Below are 11,346 nucleotides of genomic sequence, written 5' to 3'. Positions count from 1 at the left end.
AGATTTCCCAATTAGTAAGACCCCTTGAAGACGACGAGGTTGATAGGTTCGGGGTGGAAGCACAGCAATGTGTGGAGCTGACGAATACTAATCGGTCGAGGGCTTATCCTAAAAAACCCCCAAAAAGTGAAGTTAAGCGTTGCAGCTTATTCCGATTACTTTTCGGGGACCCCGGTGTGAAACCGGAAAACTTAAGGAACTCAAACTTTCGCATCCAGTTTTGAAGGCGCAAGCCATATACATAGGAAAGCCTGCCGATCATCGGCAGGCTTTTTTTTGTTTTCCAGATTATTATTTGTAAACATTTGTATGGATTATCACCCACTATAACATCAATAATATTGCGAATATATATGGAGTAATGAGTTGATCATCAATAATTATTATGAATTATGAGAGTTGAATTAGAATTAATTAGAAAATTCTATGAAAACCTTTTGTTCAGGATAGTTATGGTAAACTCAGAAAACGCGAGTCTAAAGACAAGCAAGCATACATACTGGAGGGATCGCATAAATGAATCGAAAGCTTGGCACACTCGTCTTATCGATGCTGATAGCATCTATCCTCTGCCTGCCTTTGGAGGCGTCGGCTGCATCGTTAAAAGTAGGCAGCAAAGGGACAGAAGTTAAGGATTTGCAAGAGAGACTTTATATGTTGGATTATTATAAAGGTAATATTACGAGTAGTTTTGGCGCTTCCACGAAGTCTGCCGTGGCAGCCTTTCAGAAAGGCGCAGGTCTGAAACCCGATGGTGTAGCCGGCTCCATAACGCTGCACGCTCTGCACAAAGTAACAGTAGATCGTTCTGACTTATCCCGAATGGCGAGGGTTGTTAATGCGGAGGCCGGGGGCGAGAGCTACAAAGGCAAGATTGCCGTAGCGGCTGTTATATTGAACCGGGCAAAAACAAGCGGTTTTCCTAGTACAATCCGAGGGGTTATTTTTGCTCCAAGCGCGTTTAGCGTAGTTAGCAACGGACAGTTCTGGAAGATGCCGACGGTCAGCGCATTGGACGCTGCCAAAGACGCTGCAAAGCGGATTGATCCTACGCATGGCGCTTTGTATTTCTACAACCCGAAAATCACGAATTCCCAATGGATGAAGTCACGCCCGGTAACCGTAAAGATAGGGAATCACGTCTTCACGAAATAAACGTCAAATAAAAGAAGCCTGCCTTTACGAATTCGTAAACGGCAGGCTTTCTTTTTAACCAAAGAAGGTTTTGTAGAGCAGGAAGACGTTAAGGGCGATAATAATAATAGCTACAAACCAAGCGAGTATTTTCATCCAAAGCGGATTAGCGAAATTACCCATTTTCTTTTTGTCGCTGGTGAACTGAATGAGCGGAACGACGGCAAAGGACAATTGGAACGACAGAATTATCTGACTTAGAATCAAGAGCTGTGCCGTACCGCTTTCACCGGATATCGCGGTAACAATAACGGCCGGAATGATTGCAATAAGCCGTGTAACTAGGCGGCGTAGCCAAGGCTTCATCCGGATATTCAAGAAGCCTTCCATGACGATCTGACCGGCTAGCGTACCTGTTAGCGTTGAGTTTTGGCCGGAAGCCAGGAGGGCTACCCCAAACAGTATGGAACCAACTGCCGTACCAAGAAGTGGAGTCAGCAGATCATACGCCTGACTTATCTCGGCTACCTCGGTCATACCTGCTTTGTGGAAGGTAGCCGCCGAAATAATCAGAATAGCCGCGTTAATAAATAAAGCAAAGAATAAGGCGATCGATGAATCCCATGTCGCATATTTGATGGCTTCCCGTTTGCCAAGCTCGGTCTGCTCGTAACGTCTTGTTTGCACGATGGACGAATGCAGATACAAGTTATGCGGCATGACGGTAGCGCCAAGGATACCGATAGCAATATACAGCATCATTGGGTTGGTGACAATATGATGGCTTGGAATTAAACCAGCGAACAATGCAGGCGCATCCGGTTTCGCCAGAAAAATCTCGGTAATAAAGCAAGCGCCAATTGTAAAAATTAGAATAATAACAAGTCTTTCGATATACTTAAAGCCTTTGTTCTGCAAAAGCAGGACAATAAAGACGTCTAATACGGTTATTACTACCCCGTAAATCAGCGGTATGCCAAACAATAAATTAAGCGCGATCGCTGAGCCGATAACCTCGGCCAAATCACAAGCGGCGATAGCCAGCTCGCATAGCAGCCATAACGTAAAGACAACAGGCTTACTGTAGTGATCCCGGCAGGCTTGCGCAAGGTCTCTCCCTGTTACGATACCCAATTTCCCTGCCAATGCCTGCAGCAGAATCGCCATCAGGTTGGAGATCAGAATAACTGAGAGCAGCGTGTAACCAAACATTGCGCCTCCGGCTATATCCGTTGCCCAGTTCCCCGGGTCCATGTAACCTACGGCCACCAGGTAGCCAGGTCCGGAAAAGGCTAACAACTTTTTCAACCAAGAGCCTTTGGTTGGTATGCGGAGCGAGCGGTGTACTTCTGGCAAGGATGGCTGCGTACCTTGTGTACGCCAAGCTTCATCTTGCGACTGCGTAACGGATGTCTCCATCATGAAAATCACCTCTTGTCTTTTCCTTAGCTAATATTGTTGCGCTAGTGCAACTTTTCTGTCTAAAAAAACCACATACTTAGGAGTATGCAGGGCGGATTTTATTGTTTCTTGATTTTATTGTACCAGTGCAACTTTTTTTGTCAATGACAACTTTCGCGCCTGGAAGATGGAATTACCACAAAGTATGGATTTGTTCTGCGTTTGGTGAAGAGAAAATACAAAGGGTCGTTCTTTTAAAAGAACAACCCTTTATTCCTTAGTCTTCATTATGATCATCGCGATGTTCATGATGTCCGTCGAAAGTATGCTGGACATTCTCCATGAATTCTTCGACGGCTTCGCTGACCATGTCTAGCGGACCAGAGTCCTCATGATCCTTGGGCGTATTGATTCCGGCTACCGTATTGGATGTTTCGTTATAGAACTCATCGTATTCATCATTATGCTTATCTCGTCTGTTCATGAAACAACAACCTCCTCAGCCAACATTCCAAGTCTTAAGGTAGTTTACCCAATCTAAACGAAATGAATCACAAGGACACTTTAAAGTGAGAAATTTATGGAAAGTAAATTATTTTCGTGTTTTATGGAATAAGTAAGGGGAGGATGGTTATGGTTTAAAAAATGATTACCCGATACTGTACATGCACACTTAGGCCTATGCCCACATACAATGTAGAACTGACGTAATAATGAGCCGGAGGATAGCATTGTACGGAGTCTTTCCACTACAGCATGGGGGTGTACAGTATGGGGTTGTTTGCAGCTATAGCGCTATTCATTAAGCAGTTATCACTGCTTGTATCTTATGTGAAAAATAATGCTTTCCCGCAGCCACTGCATGAAGAGGAAGAAATGAAGCATTTGCAATTGATGGCAGAGGGTAATGCTCATTCGCGCAACTTACTTATTGAACATAACCTTCGCTTGGTAGCCCATATAGTAAAAAAATTCGACAATACAGGCGAGGATCTTGAAGATCTGATTAGTATTGGTACCATTGGCTTGATAAAAGCCATTGAAAGCTTCCAGACCGGTAAGGGCACAAAATTGGCCACTTTTGCAGCTCGTTGTATTGAGAATGAAATACTTATGCATTTGCGTTCGCTTAAAAAGACACGTAAGGATGTTTCCTTGCATGACCCAATTGGTACGGACAAAGAGGGGAACGAGATTACGTTGATCGACATTCTCGGCACGGAAGCCGATGATGTCGTGGACCGGGTGCAGCTAAAAATTGAGAAAAGCAAGATCTACCGCAATCTCGATATCCTCGACGAACGAGAGCAGGAAGTGATCCGCGGCCGGTTCGGCCTGGATCATGGTGGAGACGAAAGGACGCAGCGGGAGATCGCGAAGGAATTGGGCATCAGTCGGAGCTATGTGTCAAGGATAGAGAAGCGGGCGCTTATGAAGCTGTATCATGAGTTTTATAAGGCGAAGAAGTGAATTAAACAGTAGGTCTTATCGCTGGCAGCCATGAGGTCAGGGGTTCGATCCTCCTTGGCTCCACCATAAAAAAACACTCAAAACCCTTGTGTATCAAGGGTTTTGAGTGTTTTATTGGGATGTATTATTTGTTTTGTATGAATATAGAAATTGGGGACCAAAAATTTATTTTGTGAAGCTTGAGGTATTAGAATAAACATAAGTTCTTACTTTAAAGTTTCCTCATCCATATGTTTTTGCCCGCCGGACTATTGTGAATTTGATTAAGATAATGCTTTAAATAATTCCTTCATTTGATTGCGTTATCCTACACGTTGTTGAATAACAGTTGAATAATGCAAGTCCTTTGCTCAAAAAACACCATTTAAAGAGGTAGCTTTTCAAATGACATTCTTGAATAGGGAACGTTTGTTCGTTAATAGCAGCTATGAGGTGTTTTGCGTAGATAAACGCGAACAGTAAGAAACTTCACGGCAATGGTCGATGGAATCATCCGGAATGATGCTTCCAGAGCACCGGGAGCAATATATTGAGCTCATGCAACGGAACGTATAAAAGCATCTGGTCAAAAGCCTGAGTCGCTTCCTGCGTCACTCGGGGAGCTGCAGCTGATGCATAATTTCGTTTTGCTACCGATGGCTTACGCAATAGCTAAGAAAAATCGCAGGCAAGTCGAAGAGAAGGCGCGATCGATGCGCGACCTCTTTACCAAGGCTACCGATATCGTTCTGAGCCGTATGCATGAAGATATAATCGAAATAAAACAAACGCTGAAGAGTGCGAATATCACGGTCATTGCCGGTGAAAGTATTGATGGAGTAGCAAGCTATTCCTACGTTTGCGATTACATGCGAGTATGCGAAAGACCAAATCGGCAAGATGATCGAACGATATATAAATGGATTATTATAAATTCAAATAAAGCTGTGCTCAAAGTAACACAGCATTATTTGTTAGAGGACAAATTCAACAAAACTAGGACTTCTCATGAATCCTTTTCTTGTCCAACATTGAAATTTTACCAGGCATGAAAGCTTTGGATCTATCTAAATGTTTATCCTCACCTGTCACCAGTTGCTCGTATATACCGGAGAAAGCTCCGAGCTTGAGGCGTAACAAACTCGGTAAGTCCAACATACTTTTGATCATTAACAAGACTCCAGCCGAAATCGCTTTTACGGTAGTTCAATCGTAAATCAAAACAATTGGGGAAAGTAAATAATTTATAAACAAGACAGGGGCATCCCAGTACGTTGGGATGCCCCTGTCTTGTTTACAAGATATATGCTAATTGATGGTATGTGTAGACCGTCTTTCGATAAGTTGTGTATCAACTGCGATTTTAGTCCGTACTGCATTGTCCTGTTCAATATCTTGAATAAGCACGTCCACAGCTTGTATAGCTAAACGTTCTTTATCGACGTGAATAGTAGTTAGTTCAGGTGTCACGATCCTTGCTTCGGTTATATTATCAAATCCCACCACGGATACGTCCTCGGGTACTTTGAAGCCCATCTCAGATAATGTTTTGAGTGCACTAATAGCAATGTAATCACATTCGCAGAAAAAGGCACTGGGCAGTTTTCTTCCGGAGGAAAGATAAGTTTCAAATTGATGTTTTAATGCTTCTTGAGAAGTCAGAATAGTTGGCGCTACCGAGAAAATACACTCTTCCTCAAGTACGATACCTCGTTCCTGAAGGGAAAATGCAAAACCTCGTTTACGCTCCTCAAAGTTGTGGATTCGATCATCAGATGCAATATAACCAATGTGCTGATGGCCTAGATCACAAAGGTGAACTCCTGCCTGATAAGCTCCCATCATATTATTAATGCCGACAAAGTGAAAAGGCAGTGACTCGTAGCAATTGTCTAACACCACCAGCGGTAATAGGAGTCTCTGTGCGATCGAAGCTACCCGCATACGAGACAAGTTTGTGCCAAGTAGGATAATACCCTGACTACGCTTTTCCTCGACTAACGCAGCGATTTCACTATCATCTTTATCTAACGCGACTGTGCTGAAGATTAGCGAATAACCGAGAGACCGGCACCTTTCTTCGATGTAATGGATTAGCTCACGGAAAAAAGGTTGTTGATAGTACTCATTATGCACGATGCCTGAATTAGCAAATACCAAAAAGGTAATAGACTTCTGAATTGCGTCGACATGCTCACTGCGTGATTTAGGTAAATATTCATTTTCTTTAGCTATTTGCAATATCCGGTCCCGGGTTTCCTGTCCAATCCCAGGTTTGCCGCTTAAAGCGAGAGAAACTGCGGATTTAGATACGCCGGCAAGTCGGGCGATGTCCTCCATCCTCACTGAAGAGGCCCCCTTAGTTGTTTAGTAAGTTAAGTTTACTATCATGCTCAACAATATGCAATGTTTAACTGAACAAAACTAAAATAAAACTAAACAAATAGATACAATTTATAAAATGCTACTAAATTATCGTTGACTACATCTTTAAGGCGTGATAATTTAAAGGTGTCTTAGTGATTTGGCTAAAGATAAACTAAATTGTTTAGTTTAGTTTAGTTACTATTTACTTCAGGGGGAACCACAATGAAAAAGTTGAAATTAGGTTACGCACCAACCAGACGCTTTGTATTTAGTGCTGAAGATGCTTTCCGGTACAAAGTAATGATTCGCGAGAAGATTGAAAGCTTTGGGCTTGATATTGATATTGTCGATTTGGAAGGTATCAATCAGGAAGGTTTGCTTTACGATGACCATATTAACGCAGAATTAATTATTGAGCGATTCCGACAAGAGAATGTTGACGCAGTATTTTTCCCTCACTGTAACTTTGGTACTGAAGATACAGTTGCACGGGTTGGAAAAGCACTAGGCAAGCCTGTATTGTTGTGGGGGCCAAGAGACGAGTCTCCTCTTGAGGACGGTATGAGATTAAGGGATACACAGTGTGGTTTATTTGCAACAGGTAAAGTATTGCGAAGGTTTAATGTTCCTTTTACTTATATAACCAACAGCAGAGTTGACGATCCGGTTTTCGAACGGGGTTTCACAAATTTCATTGCGGCTGCTAACGTTGTACGTCAATTCAGATCGCTTCGTATTTTGCAAATCGGACCACGTCCAGCTTCTTTCTGGACAATGATGTGTAATGAAGGGGAACTACTTGAACGATTTGGAATCGAAATTCATCCGATTACTCTTATTGATATTCAGAGAGCATCGAAACGTATTGAGAACGGTAATAGTCCTGAATTAGCGGAAGCTGTGGAGTATATCAAAGCTAAGCTAGATTGGTCAGAAGTGACTGAAGCAGATGTAAAAAGGATTGCAGCGCTGAAGGTCGCTATGAAGCAATATGCGATTCAGACTGGCAGCACGGCAATTGCGATCCAATGTTGGTCATCTTTACAGGATGCTATGGGCATTATGCCGTGTTTAGCTAATGCCATTCTTACAGACGAACAAATTCCGGTTACCTGTGAAACAGATATTCATGGAGCAATTACCTCTGTGATGGTTCAGGCAGCTACTATGAACCAACACCCTACATTTTTTGCAGACCTAACAGTGAGACATCCTGAGAATCCCAATGGTGAACTGCTGTTCCACTGCGGGAACTTCCCAGTATCCCTTAGTATAGAAGACAAACCAAAGCTCAGAAAACATTTCTTGTTCGATGATCATTCACCAGGAACACATGAAGGCGAAATTAAGGGTGGAAATATGACTTTGGCACGGTTCGATGGTGATCACGGTGAGTACCAGTTGTTCCTAGGCAAAGCAAGAGGCATCGAGGGGCCGTATACGCGAGGTTCATATGTATGGGTGGAAGTAAACGATTGGCCTCTCTGGGAAGAGAAGCTGGTTACTGGACCTTATGTTCATCACTCCGTTGGTATCCATGCAAACGCGATTCCAGTATTGTACGAAGCTTGCCGGTATATTCCGGGGTTGACTCCAGATCTTGTAGATCCAACGGAGCAAGAAATTCAGGCGTGGTTACGCGGCGCTGGATTATAAAGAAGGAGGCTTAACTATGGAGATCAAGGCATTGCAGGAAAAAGCTATTCACATTCGGATGGATCTTCTACGCATGATTCATGGTTCGAAAACAGGTCATACTGGCGGTTCGCTTAGCAATACAGACATTCTTACGGCTTTATATTATAAAATCATGAATATTGATCCCTTGAATCCTAAGGATCCTAATCGCGATCGCTTTATCGCAAGTAAAGGTCATTCGGTGGAATCTCTTTGGTGTATTTTGGCTGATCGTGGATTCTTTCCAAAGGAAGAGTTAAATACATTCAGTCAGTTCGGGACAAAGTTGATTGGTCACCCAAATAATAAAGTGCCTGGTATTGAAATGAATACAGGAGCATTAGGCCATGGGCTTGCAATTTCTGTTGGTATGGCGCTTGCTGCTAAACGTGATGGTAAATCGTATCGTGTGTTCTGCCTCATGGGAGATGGTGAGCAAGCAGAGGGATCAGTATGGGAAGCTGCCATGGCCGGTGCCCATTATAAACTCGATAATTTGGTTGGCATAATAGACCGGAACCGCCTGCAGATCAGCGGTTCTACAGAAGATGTTATGGGACTCGATCCGCTTGATGAGAAATGGGCATCGTTCGGATGGAATGTAATCGATCTTGACGGCAATGATTTAGAGGCCTTGGTTAAAGCCTTTGAGTCTATACCTACAGTACCGAATAAGCCAACGCTTATTATGGCAAATACCGTTAAAGGTAAAGGAATTTCGTTTGCTGAGAACGTACCGCATTGGCATCATCATGTACCAAGTGATGAGGAACTTACGAAGGCGCTTGCGGAACTGTCCGCGCGACTGAATAATTTGACAGAAAAAGGGCAGGTGCAAAGCCATGGCTAACAAAATACCTAATCGACAAGTTATTTGTGATACGCTTCTTGAACTGGCCAAAGACGACCGGGATATTATGGTGCTTGCAAGTGACTCCCGCGGCTCTGCTGCCATGGCACCATTTGCGAATACTTATCCGAATCAATTCGTTGAAGTAGGGATTGCCGAGCAAAATATTGTAGGCATTTCTGCAGGCCTAGCACACAGTGGTAAGAAACCGTTTGTTACTTCTCCAGCTTGTTTCCTAAGCATGCGCAGCATTGAACAAATAAAAGTAGATGTCGCTTACTCTGCAACGAATGTAAAGCTTGTTGGTATCAGTGGTGGAGTTAGTTATGGTGCACTAGGCATGTCCCATCATTCGGTTCAAGATTTAGCTGTAACACGTGCTATTCCCGGGCTTGCTGTGCTTATGCCAGCGGATCGACATGAAACTAAGAAAATGACAGAAGCATTGGTTGGTTATGAAGGTGGGGTCTATATCCGGATAGGCAGAAATCCAGTCGAGGATGTTTATGAATCCGACGAGTACGAGTTCAAGATTGGGAAAGCCGTAACAATGCGTGAAGGGAATGACTTGACAATCATTGCCTCTGGTGAAACTGTTCGTGTGGCACTGGATACGGAAGCATCCTTGAAGGAAAATGGAGTATCTTGCAGAGTACTAAATATGCACACAATTAAGCCTCTCGATGAGGAAGCTATTCTTTGTGCAGCGCGTGAGACTGGCCATATCATTACAGTTGAAGAGCATAGTATACATGGTGGACTTGGTGCTGCTGTAGCTGAAGTTGTCATTCAGAATTTTCCTGTACCAATGCGAATTATCGGCATTCCAGATGAGCCTGCCATCGCAGGAAAGACCGCTGAGGTGTTCGAGCACTATGGAATAAGTGTACAAGGCTTGAAAAAAGCAGCTCTAGAGCTCTTGGGACGCTAGGTGAGTGTCTATGGATAAATATATCCTAGCCATTGATCAAAGTACTTCAGGTACAAAGGCATTAATTGTTAACCATGATGGTTTGATGATTTCAAGTAGTACATCCTCACATACACAGTATTACCCGGCTCCAGGTTGGGTTGAGCATGATGTACTCGAGATTTATCAAAACGTATTACAGAATATAGCAGAGGTATTGGCCAACGCTGCGATATCATCTGAACAACTCGCAGCGATTACAATCACCAATCAACGTGAAACAGCTGTGATGTGGGATAAACGGACGGGCATTCCTATCTGCCATGCCATTGTATGGCAGTGTCAGCGGACCGCAGATTTATGTGAGCAATTAAAGTTAGAGGGAAATGAAAAAATCGTAAAGACGAGAACCGGTCTTGTGTTAGATCCTTATTTTTCTGCGACGAAATGGCGCTGGATGTTAGATCATGTGGAAGGCTCTCAAGAGAAGCTATCAGAGGGCCATTTGCTCGCAGGAACTATTGATAGCTGGCTGCTTTGGAAGTTGACAGGCGGAGCTGTCCATTCAACGGATTTCACAAATGCTAGCCGAACTTCTCTCTTTAACATTCACACACTGAAGTGGGATGAAGAACTATGTCAGTTGTTCGGCGTACCTTCAAGTATACTACCTAAAGTAAAGGCTTCGGACTCTATTTTCGGTTATACCCAGAAAGTCGGAATTCTATCCGATGGTATTCCAATTGCAGGTTTAATCGGAGATTCTCAAGCTGCTCTATTCGGGAATCATTGTTTTGATCAAGGAATGGCTAAAGCAACATATGGCACCGGTACTTCTGTGTTAATGAACGTTGGAACTACACCACCGCCTGCTCGAGATGGATTGGTTCAGGCAATAGCCTGGGGCCAAGGCGGTGTTGTAACTTATGCACTTGAGGCAGTTATTCGTTCGTCTGGTGACAGTATCAAATGGATCCGAGATAATTTAGGGATGTTTGATACGTTTGAAGAAATGGAGACACTGCTTGCACAATCTCCTGCTAATGAAGGAGTATATCTAGTGCCGGCATTTGTTGGTCTTGGTGCACCTTATTGGGAGCCAAATGCTAGAGCAGCAATAACGGGGATGAATCGGGGGACAGGTAAAGCTCAAATCATTCGTGCTGCAAATGAAAGTATTGCCTATCAAGTTTGTGATGCAGTAGAAATACTCGAGTCCCAGTCAGATGTCATTCTACGTGAGCTGCGAGTGGATGGAGGTGCTTCCAGCAATCGTACATTGATGCAATTTCAAGCAGATATGCTGGGTAAGAGAGTATTAAAATCCGGTGTAGCCGAACTTTCTGCACTCGGGTCTGTTTATATGGGTGGATTAGCTGTAGGCTATTGGTCTAACTTGAACGATATTTTAATAAGGGGTACCGATTCTCATGTATATGAGCCGAAAATGAAAGAAGGGGAAAGATCTGGCTTATATAATGGCTGGAAGAGAGCAGTAGCCTCTGTTATTAAATAGAAACGAATAAAAGACAATAGCTCTTATAAAACCCTTAGTCTG

At 43.4% G+C, this 11,346-nt stretch carries 10 protein-coding genes and 1 rRNA gene; 8 read left to right on the top strand and 3 right to left on the bottom strand.

Going from position 1 to position 11,346, the window contains the following annotated elements:
* Both WFJ73_RS10990 and WFJ73_RS10985 read left to right on the top strand, forming a co-directional pair.
* Positions 1-111, top strand: a 23S ribosomal RNA gene (locus tag WFJ73_RS10990); the annotation flags it as partial.
* Positions 112-516: 405 nt separating this feature from the next.
* Complete coding sequence (locus tag WFJ73_RS10985) at positions 517-1,155, top strand: cell wall hydrolase (RefSeq protein ID WP_336773066.1); 639 nt, start codon at positions 517-519, stop codon at positions 1,153-1,155.
* Positions 1,156-1,209: 54 nt separating this feature from the next.
* Here the strand turns inward: WFJ73_RS10985 and WFJ73_RS10980 are convergent, their stop codons facing one another.
* On the bottom strand, positions 1,210-2,556 hold the full coding sequence (locus tag WFJ73_RS10980; protein ID WP_336773065.1) for an Nramp family divalent metal transporter: 1,347 nt from the start codon (positions 2,554-2,556) through the stop codon (positions 1,210-1,212).
* Positions 2,557-2,812: 256 nt separating this feature from the next.
* Entirely contained in the window at positions 2,813-3,019 is a 207-nt protein-coding gene (locus tag WFJ73_RS10975; RefSeq protein WP_336773064.1) for a hypothetical protein, read from the bottom strand.
* A gap of 287 nt (positions 3,020-3,306) precedes the next feature.
* Here WFJ73_RS10975 and sigK point away from each other — a divergent pair, with 287 nt between their 5' ends.
* Together sigK and WFJ73_RS10965 are read left to right on the top strand one after the other, a co-directional pair.
* Positions 3,307-4,005, top strand: a complete 699-nt coding sequence (gene sigK, locus WFJ73_RS10970; protein ID WP_015845870.1) for an RNA polymerase sporulation sigma factor SigK — start codon at positions 3,307-3,309, stop codon at positions 4,003-4,005.
* Between the two features lie 611 nt (positions 4,006-4,616).
* Positions 4,617-5,036 (top strand): hypothetical protein, encoded by a 420-nt coding sequence (locus WFJ73_RS10965; RefSeq protein WP_336773063.1) that lies wholly within the window; start codon positions 4,617-4,619, stop codon positions 5,034-5,036.
* A gap of 256 nt (positions 5,037-5,292) precedes the next feature.
* Here WFJ73_RS10965 and WFJ73_RS10960 read toward each other — a convergent pair whose 3' ends face one another.
* Positions 5,293-6,330 carry a LacI family DNA-binding transcriptional regulator gene (locus WFJ73_RS10960; protein ID WP_336773062.1) on the bottom strand — a complete coding sequence of 346 codons (1,038 nt, stop codon included), beginning with the start codon at positions 6,328-6,330 and terminating at the stop codon, positions 5,293-5,295.
* A gap of 243 nt (positions 6,331-6,573) precedes the next feature.
* Between WFJ73_RS10960 and WFJ73_RS10955 the strand changes: the two genes are divergently transcribed.
* The 4 genes from WFJ73_RS10955 to glpK are packed head-to-tail and all read left to right on the top strand — an operon-like array spanning position 6,574 to position 11,304.
* Complete coding sequence (locus WFJ73_RS10955) at positions 6,574-8,007, top strand: L-fucose/L-arabinose isomerase family protein (protein WP_336773061.1); 1,434 nt, start codon at positions 6,574-6,576, stop codon at positions 8,005-8,007.
* A 16-nt stretch (positions 8,008-8,023) separates the two neighbouring features.
* Positions 8,024-8,878 (top strand): transketolase, encoded by an 855-nt coding sequence (locus WFJ73_RS10950; protein WP_336773060.1) that lies wholly within the window; start codon positions 8,024-8,026, stop codon positions 8,876-8,878.
* Positions 8,871-9,809 (top strand): transketolase family protein, encoded by a 939-nt coding sequence (locus tag WFJ73_RS10945; protein ID WP_336773059.1) that lies wholly within the window; start codon positions 8,871-8,873, stop codon positions 9,807-9,809. The genes WFJ73_RS10950 and WFJ73_RS10945 overlap by 8 nt, the downstream gene beginning before the upstream one ends.
* A gap of 10 nt (positions 9,810-9,819) precedes the next feature.
* Positions 9,820-11,304 (top strand): glycerol kinase GlpK, encoded by a 1,485-nt coding sequence (glpK, locus tag WFJ73_RS10940; RefSeq protein ID WP_336773058.1) that lies wholly within the window; start codon positions 9,820-9,822, stop codon positions 11,302-11,304.
* Positions 11,305-11,346: the final 42 nt, after the last annotated feature.

This window comes from Paenibacillus sp. MMO-58, assembly GCF_037146255.1.
GTDB lineage: Bacteria > Bacillota > Bacilli > Paenibacillales > Paenibacillaceae > Pristimantibacillus.
Note: the sequence above shows the minus strand (reverse complement) of the source record. Positions and strands in the feature narration are given on the sequence as shown.